This window comes from Streptomyces sp. NPDC048277, from assembly GCF_040652235.1.
Taxonomy (GTDB): domain Bacteria; phylum Actinomycetota; class Actinomycetes; order Streptomycetales; family Streptomycetaceae; genus Streptomyces.
On record NZ_JBEZLQ010000005.1, the window covers coordinates 272169 to 295321 of the forward strand.

22 protein-coding genes and 1 tRNA gene are annotated in these 23153 nt (G+C 72.4%); 8 read left to right on the top strand and 15 right to left on the bottom strand.

The window, feature by feature from the left end:
- Window positions 1–14 precede the first annotated feature (14 nt).
- Window positions 15–374: an MmcQ/YjbR family DNA-binding protein gene (locus tag AB0D85_RS14095; RefSeq protein WP_362318680.1), complete on the top strand. Its 360-nt coding sequence runs from the start codon at window positions 15–17 to the stop codon at window positions 372–374.
- On the opposite strand, the gene AB0D85_RS14100 is transcribed toward AB0D85_RS14095, so the two are convergent.
- Both AB0D85_RS14100 and AB0D85_RS14105 read right to left on the bottom strand, forming a co-directional pair.
- Entirely contained in the window at window positions 375–1286 is a 912-nt protein-coding gene (locus tag AB0D85_RS14100) for a transketolase C-terminal domain-containing protein (RefSeq protein ID WP_362318683.1), read from the bottom strand.
- 36 nt (window positions 1287–1322) lie between these two features.
- Window positions 1323–2024: a transketolase gene (locus AB0D85_RS14105; protein WP_362318687.1), complete on the bottom strand. Its 702-nt coding sequence runs from the start codon at window positions 2022–2024 to the stop codon at window positions 1323–1325.
- A gap of 141 nt (window positions 2025–2165) precedes the next feature.
- Here AB0D85_RS14105 and AB0D85_RS14110 point away from each other — a divergent pair.
- Window positions 2166–2242 (top strand) — tRNA-Pro (locus tag AB0D85_RS14110).
- 65 nt (window positions 2243–2307) lie between these two features.
- On the opposite strand, the gene AB0D85_RS14115 is transcribed toward AB0D85_RS14110, so the two are convergent.
- The 6 genes from AB0D85_RS14115 to AB0D85_RS14140 all read right to left on the bottom strand — a co-directional run bounded on the left by AB0D85_RS14115 (window position 2308) and on the right by AB0D85_RS14140 (window position 9177).
- Window positions 2308–3309, bottom strand: coding sequence for a BadF/BadG/BcrA/BcrD ATPase family protein (locus AB0D85_RS14115; RefSeq protein ID WP_362318690.1), 1002 nt, complete (start codon window positions 3307–3309; stop codon window positions 2308–2310).
- Window positions 3302–4585: a 6-phospho-beta-glucosidase gene (locus AB0D85_RS14120; RefSeq protein WP_362318692.1), complete on the bottom strand. Its 1284-nt coding sequence runs from the start codon at window positions 4583–4585 to the stop codon at window positions 3302–3304. Before AB0D85_RS14120 ends, AB0D85_RS14115 begins: the two co-directional genes overlap by 8 nt.
- Before the next feature lie 27 nt (window positions 4586–4612).
- Window positions 4613–5470, bottom strand: a complete 858-nt coding sequence (locus AB0D85_RS14125) for a carbohydrate ABC transporter permease (RefSeq protein WP_362318695.1) — start codon at window positions 5468–5470, stop codon at window positions 4613–4615.
- Window positions 5467–6465, bottom strand: coding sequence for a sugar ABC transporter permease (locus AB0D85_RS14130; protein ID WP_362318698.1), 999 nt, complete (start codon window positions 6463–6465; stop codon window positions 5467–5469). Before AB0D85_RS14130 ends, AB0D85_RS14125 begins: the two co-directional genes overlap by 4 nt.
- 2 nt (window positions 6466–6467) lie before the next feature.
- Window positions 6468–7829, bottom strand: a complete 1362-nt coding sequence (locus AB0D85_RS14135) for an extracellular solute-binding protein (RefSeq protein ID WP_362318702.1) — start codon at window positions 7827–7829, stop codon at window positions 6468–6470.
- A 139-nt stretch (window positions 7830–7968) separates the two neighbouring features.
- A complete protein-coding gene (locus tag AB0D85_RS14140) occupies window positions 7969–9177 on the bottom strand; it encodes an ROK family transcriptional regulator (protein WP_362318704.1) in 1209 nt (402 codons plus the stop codon).
- 146 nt (window positions 9178–9323) lie between these two features.
- Between AB0D85_RS14140 and AB0D85_RS14145 the strand changes: the two genes are divergently transcribed.
- The gene (locus tag AB0D85_RS14145) at window positions 9324–10232 is read left to right on the top strand and encodes a TIGR01777 family oxidoreductase (protein ID WP_362318707.1); all 909 of its coding nucleotides are present in this window, start codon (window positions 9324–9326) and stop codon (window positions 10230–10232) included.
- Here AB0D85_RS14145 and AB0D85_RS14150 read toward each other — a convergent pair.
- On the bottom strand, window positions 10229–10933 hold the full coding sequence (locus tag AB0D85_RS14150) for a GntR family transcriptional regulator (protein ID WP_362318709.1): 705 nt from the start codon (window positions 10931–10933) through the stop codon (window positions 10229–10231). The two genes, AB0D85_RS14145 and AB0D85_RS14150, sit on opposite strands and share 4 nt — an antisense overlap.
- 148 nt (window positions 10934–11081) lie before the next feature.
- On the opposite strand from AB0D85_RS14150, the gene AB0D85_RS14155 reads away from it, so the two are divergent.
- Genes AB0D85_RS14155 through AB0D85_RS14170 form a run of 4 tightly spaced genes read left to right on the top strand, consistent with a single transcriptional unit; the run spans window position 11082 to window position 15505 of the window.
- Window positions 11082–12056 (top strand): ornithine cyclodeaminase family protein, encoded by a 975-nt coding sequence (locus tag AB0D85_RS14155; protein WP_362318713.1) that lies wholly within the window; start codon window positions 11082–11084, stop codon window positions 12054–12056.
- A gap of 8 nt (window positions 12057–12064) precedes the next feature.
- Window positions 12065–12244 carry a hypothetical protein gene (locus AB0D85_RS14160; protein WP_362318716.1) on the top strand — a complete coding sequence of 60 codons (180 nt, stop codon included), beginning with the start codon at window positions 12065–12067 and terminating at the stop codon, window positions 12242–12244.
- A gap of 15 nt (window positions 12245–12259) precedes the next feature.
- A complete protein-coding gene (locus AB0D85_RS14165; RefSeq protein WP_362318719.1) occupies window positions 12260–13333 on the top strand; it encodes a dihydrodipicolinate synthase family protein in 1074 nt (357 codons plus the stop codon).
- 9 nt (window positions 13334–13342) lie between these two features.
- A complete protein-coding gene (locus AB0D85_RS14170) occupies window positions 13343–15505 on the top strand; it encodes a SpoIIE family protein phosphatase (protein WP_362318721.1) in 2163 nt (720 codons plus the stop codon).
- Here the strand turns inward: AB0D85_RS14170 and AB0D85_RS14175 are convergent.
- Genes AB0D85_RS14175 through AB0D85_RS14190 form a run of 4 tightly spaced genes read right to left on the bottom strand, consistent with a single transcriptional unit; the run spans window position 15502 to window position 19460 of the window.
- Window positions 15502–16029 (bottom strand): NUDIX hydrolase family protein, encoded by a 528-nt coding sequence (locus AB0D85_RS14175; RefSeq protein WP_362319261.1) that lies wholly within the window; start codon window positions 16027–16029, stop codon window positions 15502–15504. The genes AB0D85_RS14170 and AB0D85_RS14175 overlap by 4 nt on opposite strands.
- Window positions 16030–16069: 40 nt before the next feature.
- A complete protein-coding gene (locus AB0D85_RS14180) occupies window positions 16070–17212 on the bottom strand; it encodes an amidohydrolase family protein (RefSeq protein ID WP_362318724.1) in 1143 nt (380 codons plus the stop codon).
- A complete protein-coding gene (locus AB0D85_RS14185; protein ID WP_362318727.1) occupies window positions 17212–18615 on the bottom strand; it encodes a glutamine synthetase family protein in 1404 nt (467 codons plus the stop codon). Before AB0D85_RS14185 ends, AB0D85_RS14180 begins: the two co-directional genes overlap by 1 nt.
- A 47-nt stretch (window positions 18616–18662) precedes the next feature.
- Window positions 18663–19460: an SAM-dependent methyltransferase gene (locus tag AB0D85_RS14190; RefSeq protein ID WP_362318729.1), complete on the bottom strand. Its 798-nt coding sequence runs from the start codon at window positions 19458–19460 to the stop codon at window positions 18663–18665.
- A 152-nt stretch (window positions 19461–19612) separates the two neighbouring features.
- Here AB0D85_RS14190 and AB0D85_RS14195 point away from each other — a divergent pair, with 152 nt between their 5' ends.
- A complete protein-coding gene (locus tag AB0D85_RS14195) occupies window positions 19613–20467 on the top strand; it encodes a Cof-type HAD-IIB family hydrolase (protein WP_362318732.1) in 855 nt (284 codons plus the stop codon).
- A gap of 4 nt (window positions 20468–20471) precedes the next feature.
- Here the strand turns inward: AB0D85_RS14195 and AB0D85_RS14200 are convergent, their stop codons facing one another.
- Together AB0D85_RS14200 and AB0D85_RS14205 are read right to left on the bottom strand one after the other, a co-directional pair.
- Window positions 20472–21152 (bottom strand): response regulator transcription factor, encoded by a 681-nt coding sequence (locus tag AB0D85_RS14200; RefSeq protein ID WP_362318734.1) that lies wholly within the window; start codon window positions 21150–21152, stop codon window positions 20472–20474.
- A gap of 14 nt (window positions 21153–21166) precedes the next feature.
- On the bottom strand, window positions 21167–23152 hold the full coding sequence (locus AB0D85_RS14205) for an FtsX-like permease family protein (protein ID WP_362318737.1): 1986 nt from the start codon (window positions 23150–23152) through the stop codon (window positions 21167–21169).
- Between the last annotated feature and the right edge of the window lies 1 nt (window position 23153).

Genomic DNA, 23153 nt, shown 5'->3' on the forward strand with positions numbered 1-23153 from the left:
CTACGGTTCGTGGCATGCCGGAAGCCGAAGACGTACGCCGTGTCGCCCTGTCCCTGCCGGACACCAGCGAGAAGATCGCCTGGAGCATGCCCACGTTCCGGGTCGCCGGGAAGATGTTCGCCACGCTGCCCGAGGACGAGACCTCCATCGCCGTGCGCTGCCCCAAGGAGGAGCGCGACGAACTGGTGCTCGCCGAACCCGACAAGTTCTGGATCGCCGATCACGAGGCCCAGTTCGCCTGGGTCCGGGTGCGGCTCGCCACGCTGGAGGACGAGGCCGAACTGCGGGACATCCTCGCCGACTCCTGGAGACAGGCGGCCCCGCCCCGACTGCTGGACTCCTACCCGGAGTTGGGGCTGCCGGACGGAAGCTGATCACACCCGTTCCGGCACCGTCACGAACCGGCTGATCCGCTCCCGCAGGCTCCCCGCGTCCAGACCGTGCGCGGCCACATGCTCCTCGACCGTCCCGTAGCGCCGCAGCTCGCGCCGCCCCACGCCCAGCCCGAGCACCCGGTGCGGTACGTCGGCGAGCGCCTCGCTCACGGCGGACGTGGAGGTTCCCGCCAGATACGGCTCGACCAGCACGACGTCGGTCCCCGCGGACCCGGTGGCCCGGCGCAGCGCGGCCGCGTCGAAGGGCCGTACGGTCGTCGCGTACAGAACGGTGACGTCCAGGCCCTCGGCGGCCTCCAGAACGGCGTCCAGCATCGGGCCGACGGCGACGACCACACCGGAGCGGCCCTCGCGGACCGTGCGGAAGCGCTGCCCGTCGACCGGGAGCGGCTGCCGGTTCGACTGCAGGGAGAGGCGTACGTACACCTTGTCGTCGCCCGCGGCGACCGCGTGCCGCAGCAGCGTCTCCGCCTCGTCGGGGTGCCCGGGCACATGCACGGTCCAGCCGTCCAGGGTGTCGAGCAGGGCCACGTCACCGGGCGCCATATGGGTGTGGCCGCCGGCCGGCCAGTCGAAGGAGGCGGCCGCGCTGACCAGCACGGCGCCGGCGTCCTGGTGGCCGAGGTCCAGCTTGACCTGCTCGAAGGGCCGCTCGACGAGAAAGCTGGCGAAGGTGTGCACGACCGGCCGCAGCCCGGTCAGCGCGAGGCCCGCCGCCGTCCCGACCAGGAGTTGCTCGCGGATACCGACGTTGATCACCCGGTCGGGGTGGCGGCGGCGGGTCTCCTCCAGGGTGGCCGCACCGATCTCGGCGAGGACGACCGCGACCCGCGGGTTCTCGTCGAGGAGCCGGGAGACGACGGGGACGAAACGGTCACGCATGGTGTCCATGGACGTAGGTTCCCTTCACGGTGAACTGCCTGACGGTCAGACGGACTTGGGCTCGACGCGGGCGACCACCACATGCGGGCGGCCCGGATGCGGGGCGGTGAACGCGTCGTACAGCGCCCCGTGGTCACGCCCGTCGACGGTCACCGCCGACCAGCCGGCCGCCTCGAAACGGGCGGCGATCCCGCCGGGCCGGGCGTGCCGGGCCGAGGAGTTGTCGACGACGACGGTGTGCAGCCGCTCCAGCCCGGCGGGCCCGGCGAAGGCGATCGCCTCGTGGTTGCTGCCCTCGTCCAGCTCGGCGTCCCCGATCAGCACCCACACCCGCGGCTCGTCCAGCCCCTGGATGCGCAACCCCAGGGCCTCCCCGACCCCGATCGGCAGTCCGTGCCCCAGCGAACCGCTGCCGATCTCGACGCCCGGGACGAGCGTCCGGTCGGGGTGGTGGCCGAGCGGGGAGTCGTACGAACCGAAGCCCGGCAGCCACTCCACCGGCACGAAGCCCTTGGCGGCGAGCACCGCGTAGTACGCCATCGGCCCATGCCCCTTGCTGAGCAGGAACCGGTCCCGGGCAGGGTCGTCGAGCCGGTCCGGCGAGACCCGGAGCACCCGGTCGTAGAGCACCCACAGCACATCGAGCGTGGAGGTGGCGGCCGGGCCGTGCTTCTCGTCGCCGGTCATCAGGCTCATCAGGGCGGGCAGATCGGCGTACCCGCGCGTGCGTTCCTCGGTGATCGTCATACCGACGATCGTGCGACCTCAACCAAACTTGAGGTCAAGCCGCCGCCCTGCCCGGCACAAAAGGCGTGCGCGACCACCTGGCCGAGTGCGGTATTGTTTCCTTGCGCGTTTCGACCAGGGAAACCCCAGGTCAAACAGCATCGGGACGTGGCGCAGCTTGGTAGCGCACTTGACTGGGGGTCAAGGGGTCGCAGGTTCAAATCCTGTCGTCCCGACCAGCTTCATCGCAGGTCGGAAGCCGTTTTCCTGGCACAGGGAAACGGCTTTCCGTGGTTTCGGGCCATCAGTCCAGACAGACGGCCGGTGGCTTTCGGGCGGCGACAGCCTCCCGCAGACGCTGCTGTACGGCGGCGGGGGCGCCCGCGGTCACGAGTGCCTCCGTCAGCGCGCCGGCGACCGGCGGTACGTCCAGGACCCGGGGCAGGGCCAGCGGCGCCCCGACGGCCAGCCGCGTGCCGATGTGGTCCCGCAGCAGCAGCTGGTCGTTCTGCAGGGTGCCGCCGCCCAGGACCACCGGCGTCGGGGTGCGCAGCAGCCGGAGCCTGCGGAGCAGGGCGGTCACCATGGTGACGATCTCGTCGCCGAGGCGTTCCACGATGCCCCGCGCCACGGCGTCGCCGCTCTCCGCGGTCGCGAAGACCACCGGCGCCAGGCCGTGCAGGGCGGTCACCGAGATCTCACCGGCGCTCACGGCCAGCGCGACGGCCTCCACGCTGTCGCGGCCGAAGCGCGCCGGCAGCTCCCGGCGCAGCCGGGTCGCCGGCCCCCGCCCGTCCCCCGCACGGACCGCGGCGCCCAGACCGGCCCGGGCCACCGCGAGCCCGCCGCCCCAGTCCCCGGTGATGTCGCCGAGGGAGAGGAACCGGGCGGAACGGCCGTCGGGATGCACGGCGGCCGCGTTGATGCCGGCGCCGGACACCACCGCCACCCCCCAGCCGTCCGGCGCCCCGGCCCGCAGGACGGCGAGGGTGTCGTTGCGGACGAGGGTCCGTTCCGCCACGCCCAGCGCGGCCAACTGCCGTAGCGCCAGCCGTTCCTGGGCCCGGCGGTCGACGTTCGCGAGGAAGTACGCGCCGACCGCGACCGGGGTCGTCCCGGGCAGGCCCGCCTCCGCCAGCGCGTCCCGGCCGAGGCGGGCGAGCCGTTCGGTGGTGGTCTCCATGCCCTCGGTGTGCGGGCGGGTGCCCGCGCCGCGCACCCAGGACAGCAGCCGTCCCTCCGTGTCCGCGAGGACGAGGTCGGTCTTGGAGTTCCCGCCGTCGACGCCCACCACGAGGTCAGGCATCGGCGGCCTCGCTCGCGAAGAACCGGGGCAGATGGGGGCGGTTGGCCTCCAGCAGGGCGTCGAGGAGCTCGGAAGCCAGTCCCCATTCGCGGACGAGCGGGTTGGCCACCAGTGCCCTCCGGGCCACCGTACGGTCCCCGGTCAGCGCCGCCTCGACCGTGAGGGTCTCGTACGCCGTGACCGCCTGGACGAGGCCCAGCATCTCGGGCGGCAGGGGCGGTACGGGGGCGGGGTGCGGCCCGGCGCTGTCGACATCGGCGGCCACCTCGACCACGGCCTCGTCCGGCAGCCCGGCCAGCAGGCCGTTGTTGCGCACGTTGACGTAGTGGTGGGCGCCGTCGCCGGTGAGCAGGCTGGTGACCAGGGCGGCCGCGGCCTCGCTGTAGTGGGCGCCGCCCCGCTGCTCCAGCAGGTCGGGCTTCCGGTCCAGGGCGGGGTCCGCGTACAGCGCGAGCAACTCCCGCTCGATGGCGAGGACTTGCTCGGCACGATGGGTGCCCGCGCGCTGGGCGCGGACCTCCTGCTCCGTGCAGTAGAAGTAGTGGAGGTAGTAGGAGGGGATGGCGCCGAGGTCGCGCAACGCCCCGGCGGGGACGTGGACCTGGGCGGCGATCTCGTCGAGCGCGGCGCCGCTCAGCAGTTCCGGCAGGCGCTCCGTCCCGTCGACGGTGACCGAGCGGATCCAGGAGAGATGGTTGAGGCCGGCGTGGCCGAGCCGCACCCGCTCGGGGTCCGTGCCGAGCCGGGCGGCCAGCTGCCGCTGGAACTTGATCGCCACGTTGCACAGGCCGACCGCGCGGTGCCCGGCGTCCAGCAGGGCGCGGGTGACGATGCCGACCGGGTTGGTGAAGTCCACGATCCAGGCGCCGGGTCGGGCCCGGCGACGTACCTCCTCGGCGATGTCGAGCACCACCGGGACCGTGCGCAGCGCCTTGGCGAAGCCGCCGGGGCCGGTGGTCTCCTGGCCGAGCAGGCCGAACCCGCCCGGCAGGGTCTCGTCGACCAGCCGGGCGGCCTGGCCGCCCACCCGCAGCTGGACGAGGACCGCGGCGGCTCCCTCCACCGCCTCGGTGAGGTCGGTCGTCGTGGTCAGCCGGCCCGGGAAGCCCTGGCGGGCGAGGATACGGCGGGCCAGGTCGCCGATGACGGTGAGGCGTTCGGCGTCGATGTCGTGCAGGACGAGTTCGTCGACCGGCAGCACGTCGGCGCGCCGGGCGAAGCCCTCGATGAGTTCGGGCGTGTAGGTACTGCCACCGCCGACAACGGTGATCTTCACTCGTGCTCCCAAGAGGTGTGTGGGGGGTCAGCCCTTGACGCCGGTCAGTGCGATGCCCTCGACGAAGACCTTCTGCGCGAGGAAGAACAGCACCAGGACCGGCAGCAGGAACATCAGCGAGGCGGCCATCTGCAGCTGGTAGGCGTTCTGGTGCCCGTTCTTGGCGAGCTGGCTGAGGGCCACCGCGAGGGTCTGGCCGGTGTCGCTGTTGCCCGTGTAGAGCAGCGGGTTGTAGAAGTCGTTCCACGCGTAGAGGAAGGCGAACAGGCCGACGGCGGCGATCGCGGGCCGGGCCATCGGGATCAGTACCCGCCACAGGATGCGCAGTTCGCCCGCCCCGTCCACCCGGGCCGCCTCGGTGAACTCGTCCGGGATGGTCAGGAAGAACTGGCGCAGCAGGAAGATGCTGAACGCGTCGCCGAAGAACGACGGCACGATGAGCGGCTTGAGCGTGCCGATCCACCCGGCGTGCGCGTACATGACGTACAGCGGCAGGCTGGTGACCTGGGCCGGGATCATCATCGCGGCGAGGACGACCAGGAAGACCGCCTCCCGGCCGCGCCACTTCAGCCGCGCCAGCGCGTAGGCCACGGGCACCGAGGAGACGACCACGCCGATCGTGGACAGCCCGGCGTACAGCATGGTGTTGAACAGGTCGCGGCCGAACGGCATGGCCTTGAAGACCTCGCCGAAGTTGCCGAACTCCCAGGGCGAGGGCCACAACGACCCTGTTCCGGCCTGGTGCTGGGTCATGAACGCGGTGAGCACGCCGATCGTCAGCGGGAGCAGGAAGCAGAGGGCGACGGCGATGGCGGGGGCGTGCTCGGCGACCACGTACAGCAGGCGGCGCCCGCCCCGCGGCTTCGTCAGCTGAAGGGTGCTCATCGGCCACCGCCCGAGTAGTGCACGAAGCGGCGCGAGACGCGGATGAAGACCACGGTCGCCGCGAAGATGACCAGGAACAGCAGCCAGGCCATGGCCGAGGCGTAGCCGGTCTTGAAGTACGCGAAGCCCTGCCGGTACAGCTCGGTCGAGTAGAACAGCAGCGAGTTGGCCGGGTAGCCGATCAGGTCGTTGCTGGACGACGTGGCGTTCGCGGAGCTGGAGGCGACGAACGCCTCGGTGAAGTACTGGAACGTGTAGATCATCCCGGTGAGCAGCGCGAAGAAGATCACCGGTGAGATCGCCGGGAGGGTGACGCTGCGGAACTTCTGCAGTGTGCCCGCGCCGTCGAGTTCGGCCGCCTCGTACAGCTCACGCGGTACGTCCAGCATGGCGGCGGAGAAGATGACCATCACGTTGCCGCTCGCCCACAGCGCCATCAGGACCAGGCTGGGCTTGGACCAGGCGGGGTCCGAGAACCAGCCGGGGCCGTTGATCCCCACCCAGCCCAGCATCCGGTTGAGCGGGCCGACCGGGTTGAGCAGCACGATGAAGGACAGGGCCGCGGCCACCACCGGCACCATCGACGGCAGGAAGAACAGCGTGCGGTACACGGCCCGGCCGCGCTTGACCCGGATGATCACCCAGGCGGTGAACATGGCCCAGGCGGTGCGCAGCGGCACCATGACGACGACCATCCACAGGGTGTTGCGCACGGCCACCCAGAAGGTGTCGGACTGGGTGAACAGGGCGCGGTAGTTGCGCAGCCCGACGAACTGGACCGGGCGGTAGGAGCCCGCCTGGAAGTCGGTCAGCGAGTAGTAGAGCGTGGCGGCCACCGGGTAGAGGACGAAGACGCAGAACCCGATGACGAACGGCGACAGGAAGGCCAGTACGACCCACCAGCGGGCCCCGCTCGGGCGCCGCCGCCCGCCCCGGGCGGCGCGCGTGCGCGCGGTGCCCGGGGCCTCGCCGACGGGGGCGAGTACGGTCGTCATCTCTACTGCCCGCTCTCGGAGTTGAGATCGTCGATCTTCTTCCCGACCCCGGCGAGACCGCTCGCGGCGCTGCCCGCCTTGCCCTGCTCGAAGTCGAGGAGGAACGCCCGCCAGGTGTCCATGTCCTCGATACCGGCCGGAGTGAGCGTCTTGTAGGTGGAGTTCTTGTTCTCGAAGACGTCGACGAACGGCTTCCAGTGCGGGTCGTTCCGCTTGTCCCAGGCCTTGAGCGCGGCGAACGTGGTCGGGATGTTGTAGACCGTGTCCGCGAGGGTGTTGAGGAAGGCCGTGTCGGTGGTGAGCTGCTGGAGCGCGAAGAACGCCTCCTGCTTGTGCTGCGAGCCGGCCGACAGGTAGGCGACCGTGCCGAGCGTGCTGCCCGCGCCGTACGTGCCCGACGAGTTGTCCAGTACCGGCATCGGCACCACGCCGTAGTCGAAGTCCTTCTTCTCCGAGGCGATCTCGCCGACGTGCCACTCACCGTCGTACTCCATGGCCGCCGCACCGGTCAGCAGCGGGTTCCCCGCGTCGTCGGCGTGCGGCTGGTAACGGCCCACGAACTTCTGGACGTTGGCCTCGCCGTAGTAGCCGATGAGGTCCTGGTCCCACTTCAGCAGCTGCTGCCACTTGGCGTCGGCGGCGAAGGTGGTCTTCCCGTCCTTGCTGTAGAACTCGGTGCCGCTGTGCGCGCCGGTGAACAGGTACCGGTTGACGTCGTAGTCGGAGCGGGGCACGAAGCCGTACGTCTTGATCGAGCCGTCCGCGTTCTTGACGGTCAACTTCTCCGCGTCGGCGGTGAGTTCGGCGAGGGTGGTGGGCGGCTTGGTGATGCCGGCCGCCTTGAACATCTGCTTGTTGTAGTAGAGCGCGAAGGCATCGGTCAGCAGCGGCAGCGCGCACTGCTTGCCCTGGTAGCGGGTGTAGGCGAGGGTCGCGGCCGGGAAGGTCTCCGCCGTGTCGATCTTCGCGGAGGTGAGGTAGGGGCCGATGTCGGCGACCGTGCCGTTGTAGCAGAACTTGGCCACGTTGTCGGGCGCCGAGCTGATGAAGACGTCGGGGGGATCGCCCGCGGCGACCGCCTTGGCGTAGGCGGCGTCGTCCTTGTTGGGGACGAACTTCACGGTCAGCCACGGGTACTTGGTGTGCAGCCGGTTCAGGGTCGCCTTGAAGGCGGCCACCTCGTTGGGCAGGTGGTTGAAGGTCCAGACGGTGACCGTGGTGGCCTTGTGCGAGGCACCCGCGGAGATGGCGGTGTCGGGTTCTGACGACGAGGGGCCGGTGGACGTGCAGCCGGTCAGCAGCAGCACTCCGGCGGCCGTGACGGACACGGCCCCGGTGAGGGGCCCGGTGATAGGTTTGAACACTGATCGTCCTTCCTCGGAGACGGGATTCCCTGGGTGACGGATCGGTCGTCGGTCGGCGGGCACGGCAATGCCCGGTGACCAGGAGCGGCGGCGCTGTCCGGCAAGACGGCGTCGCCGCGGTGTTTCGTAGCGGTGTCTCTCAGGACAGAGCCGAGGGCTCGGTCTGGGGGACAGGTGTGGTGGCGGCGGCGAAGGCGGCCTCGCGGGCCAGCTCCGCCGACATGGTGGTCGCTCCCGAGAGCACGGCGTCCTGGCCGAGTCCGGAGGCGACGATCGGTGGCCGGAACGTACTGAAATCGGCCAGGTGACGGGCGACCGGTTCGAGCAGCAGGTCGCCGTTGGCGCCGATGGCGCCGCCCAGCACGATGAGCGCCGGGTCGATGAGGGGAACGACGCAGGCCACCACGTAGGCGACGCTGCGCGCGGTGTCGTCCACGATCTCCAGCGCGCCGGGGTCACCGGTACGGGCGAGGTCGAAGACGGCGCGCGGGCTGCCGTCACCGGGCAGTCCACGCCGCCGGGCCTCGGCGCCGATGTAGCGGGCGCCCAGGTGGTCCTGCACGAGGTCCCGGCGCTGCCCGACCGGCGCGATCATACGGTCGCTGGGCAGGTAGCCGGCCTCTCCGGCCACACCCGTGGCACCCCGTCGGACCCGCCCGTCCACCACGAGGCCGAGACCGAGTCCCACGCCCAGGCTGACCAGGACGAAGTCGTCGGTCTCGGCGCCGAGGCCATGGGTGCGCTCGGCCAGCGCCGCGAGGTTCACGTCGTTCTCCAGGACGAGGGGCACGGGGATCGCCCGCCCGAGCGCCTCGCCCAGTCCCTTCCCCGCGTCCGGCAGACCGGTGGTGTACGACAGCCGGCGGCCGTCCGGGCCGACCGCGGCCGGCAGTCCGGCGACGACCTGGGTGATCTCCCGGAGCTCCCGGCCGACCTGCCCGGCCAGGTCCACGCACATGTCCAGGATCTGCCCGACGAACGCCTCGGCGCCCCGGTCCCCGTGCTGGGCGGCCTCGGCGCGCGCCCGTACCCGGCCGGTGACATCGGCGACCGCGGCACGGATCCTGCGGTGCCCGACGTCGAGGCCGATCGCGAAGGCGCAGTCGGCGTTGACCCGGTACTGCGCCGGCGCCGGACCCTTGCGGCCGGTCGCCGGGCCCACCTCGGTGATCACCCCGCGCTCCAGCAGCAGCCCGACCGCGGCGGCCACGGTGGGCCGCGAGAGCGGGATCCGCCCGGCCAGATCGGTGGTCGTGACCGGGCCGGCCTCATCGATCGCCTCCAGAACGGCACGGCCGTTGAGTGAACGCAGCAACCGCTGCGGGCCTGCTGGATAACGGCGGGTCACGTGGCCCTCATCTCGCCATCAGGACTCTGTAAGAAAGAAAGTTGCTTATTTATACGCTCGGGGGTGGCCGGATTCAACCCTCCGAACCGGAGTACTCTGGCGAGTGAGAGTTTGAAGTCTCAAACATTCGCTCATCGGAGAACGTCATGCGCGTCGCGATCACCGGATCCACCGGACTCATCGGTTCCGCCCTCACCCGCTCCCTCCTCGCCGACGGCCACCGTGTGCTGCGGCTGACCCGCGGCCGGACCGCGCCACTGTCGGCCGACGGCACCGAGTCCGCGCCCTGGGAGCCCGGAGCGCGGCTGGACCCGGCCGTCCTGGACGGTGTCGACGCCGTGGTGCACCTGGCCGGCGCCGGGGTCGGGGACCGGCGCTGGACCGAGGCCTACAAGCGGGAGATCCGGCTCAGCCGGCTCCAGGGGACGCGGACCGTGGCCGAGGCGTGCGCCGGGGCCGCCCGGCCGCCCCGGGTGCTGATCTCGGCCTCCGCCACCGGCTACTACGGCGACACCGGGGATCGCGTCGTGACGGAGTCCGACCCGGCCGGGGACGACTTCCTCGCCTCCGTCTGCGTCGACTGGGAGGGCGCGGCGGCACCGGCCGAGGCCGCCGGTGTCCGGGTCGTCCACCCGCGTACGGGTCTGGTGGTCTCCGCCGACGGCGGCGCCTGGGGCAGGCTGTTCCCGCTCTTCCGGTTCGGCCTCGGCGGCCGGCTCGGCTCCGGCGACCAGTTCTGGCCCTTCATCTCGCTGCCCGACCACATCGCCGCGCTGCGCCACGCGATCGACCACGACGACCTCGCCGGACCGCTCAACTTCACCGCCCCCGAACCGCTCACGAACCGGGAGATCACCCGCGCGATGGGCCGGATCCTGCACCGGCCCACCCTCGCCACCGTCCCCGCCTTCGCGCTGAAGGCCGTCCTCGGCGAGTTCTCCGACGGCATCACCGGCAGCTGCCGGGCCGTCCCCGCCGGCCTGCTGAAGGCGGGCTTCACCTTCCGGCACCCAGGCATCGACGAGGCGCTGCGGTCGGCTCTCCCGAAGAGCTAGCCGATCGGGTCCGCCGCTCCCGAGGCCGCCAGGACCGCGGCGAGCGGGGAGCCCGGCTCGATGCGGTAGTCGTCGCCCATCACCATGCGGTGCGCCGTGAGGATGTGGTCCCGGGTCGCGGCCGCCGCGGCCTCCGGATCCCGGCGCTCGCAGGCCTCCAGGATCGCCGCGTGGTGGTGCCCGGCAGGGCTCTGCCGCAGGTCGAAGTGCATCCGGATGCGCTCGGCCTGGTCGGCGAGGCTCTCGATCTCGCGCAGCAGTACCGCCGACCCGGCGCGCTGGTAGAGAGCAAGGTGGAAGCGGCGGTTGAGCTCGTTGAAGTCCCGCTGCGCATGCGAGCCGGTCAGGGCCGCGTCCAGCCGCTCGTGCGCGTCCCGCATCGCGGCGAGGTCCTCGTCCCGCAGCCTCGGTACGGCGATCCGGGCGGCCAGCGTCTCCAGGTGGATCCGCAGCGCTGCGACCTCCTCCGCGAGCCCCAGATCCACGTCGGCCACCACCACACCCCGGTAGGGCAGCCGTCGTACCAGACCGGCGCTGTCCAGTTGGAGGATGGCCTCCCGGACCGGGGTCCGGCTCAGGCCCAGGCTCGCGGCGATCTCCGTCGGGTCGAGCCGGTCCCCGGGAGCCAGCTCGCCGGACACGATGCGCTCTTGCAGGTGCTCGAACACCAGGTCAGCGGCGCGCCGCTGGATGCTGGGCATATCCACCCGCTCCTTCGTTCTTCCCTTTTCGACTGCGGACAACTTAGCGTCACGACCTTGTCCCTACAGAATATCCAATGTTCAATGTCCAGAACATTGGATGCTCAGCCCACTCTGCATGCCCGTCGCACACCCCATCGGAGTGCCCGTGACGATCTTTCTCACCGACGCCGATGTCCGAGCCGCCTTCGGCTGGCGCGAGGCCGTCGCCGCCCTGCGCGCCGCCTACTCCGCGCCACCGGACGAGGCGCGGTTCCCGCCGCGCACGATGGCTCGCGGCGAGGGCCTGTGGCTGCGCACCCTCAGCGGCGTGCCGGGCGACGGCGCCCCGATGGGCGCCAAGCTGATCGCCGCCTCGCCCCGGGGCCGGCGCGCCTCATATCTGATCCCGCTCTTCGACCAGGACACCGTCGACCTGCTCGCGCTCCTCGACGGCAACGCGATCACCGGGTTCCGTACGGCGGCCACTTCGGCGCTCGCCGCCGACGCGCTGACCCCCGCCGGGCCGGTCGCGGTCGGTGTGATCGGCTCCGGCTTCGAGGCACAGCACCACGTCCGTGCCCTCGCCGCGATCCGCGAGCTGTCCTCGGTCACGGTGTTCAGCCCCAGCCCGGCCGGCAGAACCCGTTTCACGCACCAACTGGCGGATCTGGAGCTGCCGTTGGAGACCGCCGACAGCGCCGCGGCGGCCGTCGAAGGCGCCGGTCTGGTTCTCTGCGCCGCCCGCTCCCGGGACGAACGGCCCACCCTGAGCGCGGTACCGCCGGGCGCCACGGTCGTCTCGATCGGCTCCACCCTGCCCGAGCAACGCGAGCTGGGCACCGAGATCGTCGAGCAGGCGGCCCTGATCGTCGCCGACCAGGTCCACGAAGTGGCGTACGAGACCGGGGACCTGATCGCCGCGAAGGAGGCGGGCGTCGGCTTCGCCGGGAAACTGGTCCCGCTCGCCGGCGTCATCTCCGGCCGGATACAAGGGCGTTCGAACCCCGAGGCGATCGTCGTCTACAAGTCCGTCGGCTCCGCCGTGCAGGACCTCGCCGTCGCGGCGATGTGCGTCCGCCGGGCCGCCGAACTCTCCCTCGGCACCGAACTGCCGGTCACCATCACCCCGGTCGCGAAGTGAGGACCCCCGTGCGCAGCGCACTCGACGACCCGTCCCCGCTGAAGAACGCCGCCTACGTCGACGGCAAGTGTCTGACCACCCCCGACACCTTCGCCATGCACAACCCGGCCACGGGCGGGGAACTGGCCCGGCCGATCGTCGAACTCAAGCACCTCGCCCGGGAAGGCGTCGGCACCCCGCACCCGTGAAAGGACCCCACAGACATGGCCCGCTACACCCGCGCCGAGGCCCGCGAATGGGCGCGCGAACACCTCGTCGGCGTCGTCAACTGCACCATCCCGTCCTTCACGGGCGACCTGAAACACATCAACGAGAGGGCGATCCGCCACGACACCCGGCTCGCGATCGAGCACGGCTTCGCCGGCACCCTCGGGGTCTCGGAGGTCGCCATCCAGCTCCCCGAGTACCTGGACTTCCTCCGCATCATCAAGGACGAGGCGGGTGCGGAGTTCCTGCTCACCCACCACGCGAGCTGGAGCACGCTCGAACAGAACATCGACGCCGTACGCATGGCCGAGGAGGCCGGTGCCGAGTTGGTGCTGCTGTCGTACCCGCCGAACTTCTACCCGGAGTCCGAGCAGGACGTCTACGACTACACCAAGGCCGTCTGCGACGCGACGGACCTGGCCGTCATGCTCTTCCCCATGTACCTGTGGGGCTTCAGCCCCCGTATCCACCCCTCCGACATCCCGGTCCGGCTGATCCGGCGGCTGATCGACGACTGCCCCAACATCGCCGCGATCAAGGCCGAGGGCGGCTTCCCGGGCATCCAGAGCGTCATCGAGTGCCACCGGCACTTCGGCGACGAGGTCGTCATCTCCATGCCCATCGAGGGCGAGCTGATCCCGCTCTCCCAGATCATGCCGCTCCGGTTCTCCGCCACCAGCGACCACGAGTACTACGGCCCGATGATCCCGCGCGCCTTCCAGCTGCTGCGCGAGGGCAGGTACGACGAGGCCGCCGACCTCTACTGGCAGCTGCACCCCGCCCGGAAGACCAAGGCGGGGCTCGCCCCTGCCCTGCACGGCGGCGCGTTCCTCAATCGGCAGGCCTGGAAGTTCCAGGGCTGGCTCCAGGGCTACAACGGCGGCCCGCTGCGCCAGCCCACCCAGCGCATCCACGACGCCCAGATGACCGCCCTGCGCAAGGGCCTGATCGACGCCGGCCTGGAACCGAGCATGGACCCGTTCCGCGAGTTCTTCGTCGGCAGGAACCCCGCCTGGGCCGCCGTACCGGCACCGGCTCTCCTCGGTGGCCGTCCCGACCTCCCGCGCTAACCTGTCGGTATGTGCCCGAACCGCCTGGAAGGGACCGGACTCGAGTCGTCCCCGGGCGCGGGGGCGCAGACGAGGGCGCTGGCGTTGGCCCTGCGGCAGGCGGTGGCGGGGGTCGGGGGAGTGGGGGCGCTGGCGCACCGCTGGGATCCCGGCACGGGCAGGCTGGTCCTGATGGCCGTGGACGGTGTCCCCGCCGGGGCCGCGCGGGCCTGGGCGGAGCTGCGGGAGGAGCAGGACGTGCCGCCGTCCCGGGCGCTGCGGCGCGGTGTCCTGGCCCGGACGGCCGGGGACCCGCTGGGGACCGGCGCGTCCGGCACGGTGGCGGTGCCCCTGATCGGTGCCGAGGGGCCGATCGGCGTGGTCTCGGTGCTGCTGGCCGGCTCCGACGAGCCCGACGACGTACAGCTGTCCTTCCTGCACGCGGTGGCGGCCTGGACCGCGGGGCGCCTGGAGAACCGCGCCGGCTGGCCGGCGCTGCGGGAACCGGGGCCCGAGGAGGAGCGGACGCTGGGGACCGCGGAGCTGACCGCCGCGCTCGCCGAGGCCGTCACCTCCCAGGACGTCGTACGGGCCGTGGCGGAACACGTCCTGCCGCCGTTCGAGGCCGACGGCCTGGTCGTCGCCGTGTACGAGGACGGCCGGCTGACCCGGGTCGGTCAGGTCGGATACGCCGAGGAGTACCTCAGACGGTTCGAGGGCCCGCTGAGAGCCGGTATGCCCGACACCGAGGCGCTGCGCAGCCGCAGGCCGCAGTTCGTGGAGTCGCCGGCGCAGTTGTACGAGATCCTTCCGGCCACCGAGAACGTGATCCTGCTGGGGACATCACCCAAGATGGCGTGGGCCTTCCTGCCGTTGCTCGCCTCCGGCCGCGCCGTCGGCATGTGGGTGCTGTCCTTCAACCACCCGCGCGCCTTCAGCCCCGAGGAGCGCACCCTGCTCACCGCGCTCAGCGCCCTGGTCGGCCAGGCACTGGAGCGGGCCCGGCTGTACGACCTGGAGCACGCCCGCGCCCAGGAACTGCAGAGCGCCCTGCTGCCCCAGGTGCTGCCGCGGCTGCCCGCCGCCGTCGCGGCCGCCCGCTATCTCCCGGCGGGCCGGGGCGAGCAGGTGGGCGGCGACTGGTTCGACGTGATACCGCTCTCGGCCGACCGGGTCGCCATGGTGATCGGCGACGTGATGGGCCACGGCATCGCCGAGGCGGCCACCATGGGCCGGCTGCGCACCGCCGTACGCACCCTCGCCGACCTCGACATGGCCCCGGACGAACTGCTGGGCCACCTCAACGACCTGGTCAGCGAGCTGGGCGAGGACTTCTACGCCACCTGTCTCTACGCCGTGTACGACCCGGTCGCCCGCTGCTGCAGCTACTCTCTCGCGGGTCATCCGCCGCCGGTGTTCGTCTACCCCGACGGCACCGTGCACAGCCCCGTCCTGAGCCCCGATCCGCCGCTCGGCGCCGCCGCCCCGCCGTTCGCCGCGCACGAACTGCCGCTCCCCGACGGGAGCCTGGTCGTGCTCTGCACCGACGGTCTCGTCGAGTCCGCCGTCCAGGACGTGGAGCAGGGGCTGGCCCGGCTGCTGCGCGTCCTGTCCGAGGCCGCCGTCCGCCCGGCCCGCTTCACCGGCACCGACCAGGAGGAGGACGTGCGGGGCATCGAGGCACTGTGCGACACGGTCGTCGGGGCGCTGGTGCCCGACCGGGGCCGGACCAACGACGACGCGGCCCTGCTCATCGCCCACACCCGGGCCATGCCCGCCGGTGACGTCGCCTCCTGCGGCCTGCCCGACGACCCCCGGGCCGCGGGACAGGCCCGTGAGTTCGTCCGTGACCAGCTCGCCCGGTGGGGCCTGGACGACCTGGCGACGACCACCGAACTCCTGGTGAGCGAGCTGGTCGGCAACGTCATCCGGCACGCCAGGGGCCCCATGTGGCTCCGGCTGCTGCGCAGCCGCATCCTGACCTGCGAGGTCTACGACGGCAGCCTCAGCACCCCGCGGATCCGCCACGCCAAGTACACCGACGAGGGCGGCCGCGGGCTCCAGCTGGTCGCCGCCCTGTCCCGGCGCTGGGGCGCCCGCTACCTCCGCGACGCCAAGTGCATCTGGGCCGAGCAGGACATCCCCGGCGACACCGTGGACCGGGCCGGCGCAGCCGGCGGCGGGGCGCCCTAGTTCACGCACCCCACATGGGCCAGGGCCTGCTTCAGCAGCACCCCGTGGCCGCCGGGCATCTCGCTCTGCACAGCCTCGGACACCGCCTCCTGCGGGCTGAACCACACCAGGTCGAGCGCGTCCTGCCGGGGCCGGCAGTCACCGGCCACCGGCACGATGTACGCCAGCGACACCGCGTGCTGACGCGGGTCGTGGTACGGCGTGACACCCAGCGTCGGGAAGTACTCGGCCACCGTGAACGGCTGCAGGGAGGCCGGCACCCGGGGCAGCGCGACCGGGCCGAGGTCCTTCTCCAGATGGCGCAGCAGCGCGTCGCGGACCCGCTCGTGGTGCAGGACACGGCCGGAGACGAGGGTCCGGCTGACCGTTCCGTCCGGGCCGATACGGAGCAGCAGGCCGATGCTGGTGACTTCGCCGCTGTCGTCGACGCGCACGGGCACGGCCTCCACGTACAGGATCGGCATACGGGCGCGAGCCATCTCCAGCTCGTCGGAGGACAGCCAACCGGGCGTGGTTTCGGTCATGTCAGACATTGCTTGATCATACTTTCCGGGTGGGGCGCGCTCAGTCGCGGCCGGGGTCGGATGCGGGAAGTCCGTAGAGGCGACGGGCGTTGTCGCGGCCCGTCCAGGCGGCGATCCGCACCGCGTCGGCCGGGCTCAGTTCGTCGGCGTCCACCCGGTCCTGGAGCAGTGCGGCCAGTCCGTGCCGGAAGGCCAGCGCGCCGAGATGGTGGAACTCGGCCACACCATAGGCGTCCGAGCTGTACAGCAGTTTGCGGAACGGGGTGATCTCCATCGCTTCGGCCAGCACCGCCCCCGCCCGGGCCGGGCCCACGAAGTGCAGCGTGAGCCCGACGTCGAGGTACACATGCTCGAACACCGTGGCCAGATAGGCGGCTTGGCGCTGGAACGGCCAGCAGTGCAGCAGGAGCACCGGGATGGTGCCCGCGGTCAGCCGCAGCCAGTCGGTGAGCAGAGCCGGGTCCGCGCGATGGATCCGCAGGTCCGAGTCCCCGAAACCGGCGTGGAGTTGGAGCGGCAGTCCGAGGGCGACGGCGGTCCACAGCAGATGGCGCATCAGCACGGGGTCCGTGAGCCTGCCGCCCCGCGCGAACCACAGCGCGGCCGACCGGGTCACCTCGGCGTACGTCGGTCGGGCCGGGTCCAGGTCGAAGCCGGTGCGATAGGCGGCCACCGACTTGACCGCGACCACCCCCGGCCGCCGTACGGCCTCCTCGGCCGCCGCCCGGAAGGCGCCCGCGTACTCGCCCGCCTCGATGCCCTGCCCGGCCACCGCCTCGGCGATGCTCTCCAGGCGTACCACCTCGTAGGCCGCTCCGCCGGAGGCGTCCGCGAGTTCGACGGGTGAGGTGACCGGATGCGGGGCGTAGCCGGTGTCCACGCAGAACGTCTCCGCGTGCGCGGCCCTCAGGAACCGGTGGTTGACCTCCTGCCAGCCCAGCTCCGCGCGCCGCGCCAGGTACTCGGCGGCGGGGGCGTGCCGGGGCAGGTCGAGCAGGGGCGCGCAGTGCCGTCGTACGGCCACGCCGACCGGGCTGTCGAACGGCGACACGCCCGGCCAGGCCGCGCCCTCGGTGAGCAGCGACTCGAAGTCCGGCGGGTCGAGGTCCGCGGTGACCGCGCCGTGGCAGTGGTGGTCGACGAGGGGCAGCGCGTCGAGGGCCTCCCGGATCGGTCCCGCCATCAGTACTTCCACCGGTAGGCCGCCGCCACCCCGGCGTCGTCGAGCCCGGCGACGGCCTCCGTCTCGCCCTCGCGTACGGCGATCACCGCGTCCGCGAGGACCGGGCCGAGCGCCGTGCGCAGCACCTCGTCCTCGCGGAAGGCCTCGACGGCCTGCGCCAGCGAGGTCGGCAGCCGTCGCACACCCCGGGCCACCGCCTCGTCGGGGATCAGCCGGGCCGGGTCGTCGGTGACCTCCTCGGGCAGCGGCGCGGCCGAGGCGAGCCCGTCGAGTCCGGCGACGACGGCGCAGCCGAGGGCCAGATACGGGTTGGCGGCCAGGTCGACCGGCTTGATCTCCAGGTTGGCGTCCTGGCGCTGATGACCGGCCGTGCCGGTGACGATCCGGATGCCGGTCTCGCGGGTCTCCCGGCCCCAGGCCGTGAACACCCCCGCCCACTGGGAGGGCCTGAGCCGCAGATAGCTGGCCGGGCTCGGCGCGGTCACCGCCGTCAGCGCGGGCAGATGCGCCAGCAGCCCGGCCACGAACGACTCGGCCTCGTCCGTCATGCCGTACCGGCCCTTGCCCCCCGCGTGCAGATTGACCCCGGCGCGCCAGGCGGAGAGGTGGATGTGGCCGCCGTTGCCGACGCCCCGTTCGGCGACGGCCGGGGAGAAGGAGGCCCGCAGGCCGTGTCTGTGCGAGATCGCGCGGATGGTCTGCCGTACCAGCACGCTCTGGTCGGCCGCCGCCACCGGGTCCAGGGCGCCGGTGGAGAGCTCGAACTGGCCCGGGGCGTACTCGGGGTGCAGCTGGGCGACCGGCACCTCCTGTTTCTCCAGGGCCGCGAGCAGATCGGCGGTGTAGTCGCTCAGCTCGATCTGCCGGCCGGCTCCGTACGCGGGACCCGAGGTCGCCGGGACGAACTCGTCGGCCGGCGCGGCGGCCCGGCCGACCGCCCACTCGATCTCGATGCCCGTCTTGAAGGTGAGGCCGTGCCGGTCCTCGGCGCCGGCGACGACCCGGCGCAGGAAGGTGCGGCTGCACCCCGGGTGCCGGTCGCCCTCCTGGGTGATCCGGTCGACGGGGGCCCAGGCCCAGCCGGGCTGCGCGGCCAGCACCACCAGCCGGTCCAGGTCGGGGTAGAGGCGCAGGTCGCCGTCGGGCGAGCCGAGGGCGTCGGTGCGCACGATCGCGTCGTTCGCCAGGAAGGTGTCGAACACCGGGGACATGCCGACGCCCCAGGCCACCGCCGGCTGGAGCCGCTGCCAGGGGACCGTCTTCACCCGGCAGATCCCGGCGGTGTCCACATAGGCCAGCACGATCCCGCGGACGCCCTGTGCGGACAGCTCATGGGCGAGGGCGTGGGCCCGGGTGAGATCACCGGGGCGCCCGCCGGGTACGGGGTCGACAAGGGGTGGCATACGACGTCCTCCTCGACGGGTCGACGGGCTCGATGCACGCGTCCCGGTCAGGGTTTCACGGCGACCGCGCCGAACTGCGGTACCGGCGCCGGGGAGTCGGCCCCGGCGCGCCACTGCGAGCACGGCACCAGGCCCGGCTCCAGCGGCTCCAGTCCCGTCAGGAACCCGGCGATCTCGGTGCGGGTACGGGCGGTGATCGGCGGGGTGGCGTGGTCGTTCCAGAACCGCACCGCCTCGATGTTGCCCTGCCCGCCGACCTCCGCGTCCACGGTCGGGTGGGTGAGGACGAGGAAGCTGCCCGAGGGCACCGCGGCCATGATCCGCCGTACCACCTCGCGGGCCGTGTCCGTGTCGAGGACGAAATTGAGGATGCCCAGCATCATCACCGCGACCGGGCGGGTCAGGTCCAGGGTCTCGGCGGCCCGCCGCACGATCGTGTCCGGATCGTGGACATCGGCGTCCACGTACTCGGTGACCCCCTCCGGGGAACTGGTGAGCAGCGTGCGGGCGTACAGCAGCACCATCGGGTCGTTGTCGACGTATACGATCCGGGACTCGGGCGCGACCAGCTGGGCGATCTCGTGCGTGTTCTCGACCGTCGGCAGGCCGGTGCCGATGTCCAGAAACTGCCGTATCCCGTGTCCGCCCGCGAGGAGCCGCACCGCCCGGCCGAGAAAGGCCCGGTCCGCGCGGGCCACCTCCCTGATCACCGGCAGCATCCCGGCGACCTGCTCGCCGACCCGCTGGTCGGCCGTGTAGTTGTCCCGGCCGCCGATCCAGTAGTTCCACACCCGCGCGTTGTTCGCCACGGACGCCGTCAGCCCCGTCGACCCGCTGCCGCCCACGTCCGCCGTCCTTCCCCCGCCACCACGCCGTTGGCCGACATTGTGCCTTCGGTTGATCGCGCTGTCACAGGAACGGCATGGGTTGTTTCAGGGACCGACAGCCCCCTGAGGGACACTGGTGTACGAATGCCGTCCCCGACCGGAAGCAGGACATGCCCGCCTCGCCCGCGTTCCTCCCCACCGAGACCGACCTCCCCGCAGGCCCCGCCGACATCCGGCTCGTCGTCACCGACATGGACGGCACCCTCCTCGACGACGAGAAGCGCGTCCCCGCGGGACTGTGGGCGACCCTGGCCGAACTGCGCCGCCGCGGGGTGCTGTTCAGCCCCGCCAGCGGCCGCCAGTACGCCACCCTGGCACGGCAGTTCGCCGAGGTGGCCGACGGCATGGCGTTCATCGCGGAGAACGGCACGTACGTGGTGCGCGACGGCGTCGAGATCAGCTCCGACGTCCTGGACCCGGCCGTCGCCGGGGACCTCGCGCGGACCGTACGGCGGCTGGTCGCGGACGGTGTGGACGTGGGCGCGGTGGTCTGCGGCAAGCGGGCCGCCTACGTGGAGCGGACGGACGAGGCGTTCCTGGCGGAGGTGCGCCGCTACTACGTCACCCACCACGTCGTCGACGACGTCACCGCCGTCGACGACGACGTGATCAAGGTCGCCCTCTTCGACTTCGGCCCCGCCGAACGCACCACCGCCCCGGCGCTGGCCGACTTCGCCGGCACCCACCAGGTCGTCGTCTCAGGCGAGCACTGGGTCGACGTGATGAACCGCAGCGCCAACAAGGGCACCGCCCTGCGCGGCCTGCAGCGCGAGCTGGGCATCACCCCCGCCCAGACCATGGTCTTCGGCGACTACCTCAACGACCTGGAGATGCTCGACGCCGCCGACTGGTCCTTCGCCATGGCCAACGCCCACCCGGACGTCATCCGCCGGGCCCGCCATCTCGCCCCGTCCAACAACGACAACGGGGTGCTGCGCACCATCGCCCGGGTGCTCGGTCTCTGAGCCCTCAGGTGAGCCCGTTGCGCCACGCCCAGGCGGCGATCTCGACCCGGTTCCGGGCCGACAGCTTGAGCTGGACGCTGGACAGATGCGTCTTCACCGTGGACAGCGAGACATACAGCTCGGCGGCGATCTCGGCGTTGGTACGGCCGACGGCCACCAGCCGGACCACGTCCAGCTCGCGGTCGGTGAGCGGCTCGGCGGCCTGCGGGCCGGCCGGCTTCGGGGCCGGTTCGGGCCGCGTGGTCAGGTGTTTGAGCAGACGGACCGTCACCGAGGGCGAGACCAGCGAGTCACCGGCCGCCGCCGCGCGGACCGCCTCCGCGAGGAGCGTGGGCCCGGAGTCCTTGAGCAGGAACCCGCAGGCGCCGCCGCGCAGCGCGCCGTAGACGTACTCGTCGAGGTCGAACGTCGTGACCACGACCACCCGCAGCGGGTCGGCCACCTCGGGCCCGGCCAGCAGCCGGGTCGCCTCCAGCCCGTCCAGCCGGGGCATCCGGACGTCCAGCAGGCACACGTCGGGCCGCAGCTCCCGGGCCAGCGCCACCGCCTCCTCGCCGTCGGCGGCCTCGGCGACCACCGTGATGTCCGGCTGGGCGTCCAGGAAGAACCGGAAGCCGGTGCGGACCATCGCCTGGTCGTCGGCGATGAGGACCCGGATGGGCGGAGCGGAACTGGCGGCGGTCATGGTCCGATGATCCCTCAGTCGGCGGCCCGGACCGGGTCCGCAGTAACCTTGCGCAGCAGCGGGCGGCTGGCTCCGATCGCGGCGAACATGGCGAGCGCGCCCAGCGTGACGCACACGGCGAGCCGGACGGCGCCCGAGGTGCTGATCGTGCTGTCTCCGGCCTTGTTCAGCTCGTACGCGGCGTAGACACCGGTCGCGGTGGTGCCGCCCGCCAGCACCAGCAGCGGGAGGACCGTCTCCCTGACCCGGGCCCGGTCCAGGACCCGCAACGGGGTGCCCGACAGCCGCAGCAGGCCGTACACCCGCCGCCGGTCCAGCACGTTGGCGGCGGCGGTGAGGCCGGCCGAGGCGGTGGCGATCAGGAAGCTGACCGCGAGGGCGCCGGTGGCGAGCTGGGCGAGCCGGTCGGAGACCGTGATGTTCTGCGCGTCGGCATAGGCCTTGCCGTAGGGGAGGCGGCCGTCTCCGAGGGGCTGGAGAGCGGTGAGCGCCCGGTCGACGCGCTCGGGTCCGCCCGGGATCCGCGCGACGAGGCCCCGTTGGCCGCCGAGCAGGAAGTCCTCGCCGCCCGGGGTCACCTCGGCCGTGACGCCCGCGTCCTTCAGGAGGGCGCGCGCCTCGGCGACCGTGCCCGTGCTCGTCGGCACGGCGACCTCGTCGCTCCGGAAGCCGGAGCCGAGCACCCCGAGGTGGCCGACCGTGAGGAACCCGGCCACGAACCCGGCCAGCACCAGCCCGCTGACCGTCCGCCACGCCCCGCGCGGGTCGTCGCTGAGCCTGCGCGCGGCCAGCAGGGTGGCGGGGCGCCGGGCGAACCGGCCCGTGATCCGGCCCAGCCGGTCCACGACCCACGGCCCGAACATCCAGAAGGCGCCGTAGAACAGCACGATGAAGCCGACGATCCGGGGAGCGGTGAGCTCGCTGCCGCGGGCGGCCGCCTTGATGTAGACCAGGACCGCCACGAACAGCAGCAGCCGGACCAGCCGGGTGCGGCGCGGGTTCGCCTGCTGGGCCACCCCCAGCGGTGAGCCGGCCACCTGCCGCAGCATCGACATCGCGCTCACCGCGATCAGCCCGGTCACGGCCAGGACCACGGCGAGCAGCCAGGGCAGCCCGACCCAGAGCTCACCGACGTACCAACCGCCGACTCCGTACGGCACTCGGGCCAGCAGAGGCAGCAGCGCGCAGTACGCCAGGGCGCCCGTCACGGCACCGGTCGCGCCCACCGCCGCTGACTCGGCGCCGGTCATCGCGAGGATCTGGCGCGGGGTCGCGCCCGCCAACCGCAGTGCGGCCAGCCGCTGTTCACGCCGGGCCGCCCCCAACCGCCCGGCCGCCGACGCGAGTACGGCCACCGGGACCACGAGCAGGCCGACGCCGAGCAGCACGGCGCTCTGGTCGGCGGCGGTGAATACGCTCCGCTGCGCGCCCGGGAAGCCGGAGACCACGGCGCGGGCGGTCAGCCCCTCGTCCCAGAGGCCGTCCCCGGCAGCCGAATCGGCCACGGCGGGGTCGGCGGAGGAGCGGCCCACCACGGCGACCAGTTCGTCCGGCGAGGCGAGGCCGGCGGCGCCGATCGTGCCGTACGACCTCACCTTCGGGAAACGGTCGGCGAGCCGGGAGGCGGGCAGGGTGCGGAGGCGGTCGGCGAGCGCGGGGGAGACGTACACCTCGCCCGGCTTCGGGAAGGCGGACAGGCCCGGTGGAGCGGGTGTCCCCGCGTGGTGCGGGAGCTGGGCGAGCGAGACGACCGTGACCGGCTCGTCGCGGACGTAGGTGGTGGCGAGGGCCTGGACGGCGGTGCCGTGCCGGTCGGCCTCGGGGGTGCGCCAGGCGGTGCGGTCGGCCCGGGCACCGGAGCCGAGGTAGGCGGCGAGCAGGATCAGCAGAACGAGTGAGCCGACGGCGGCGGCGCCGGCCGCGAGCAGCTGGCTCTGCAGACCGCGACGGCCGGAGGACCTGGCCAGATGCCAGGTCAGAGGCAGGACGGGGGAACGCATG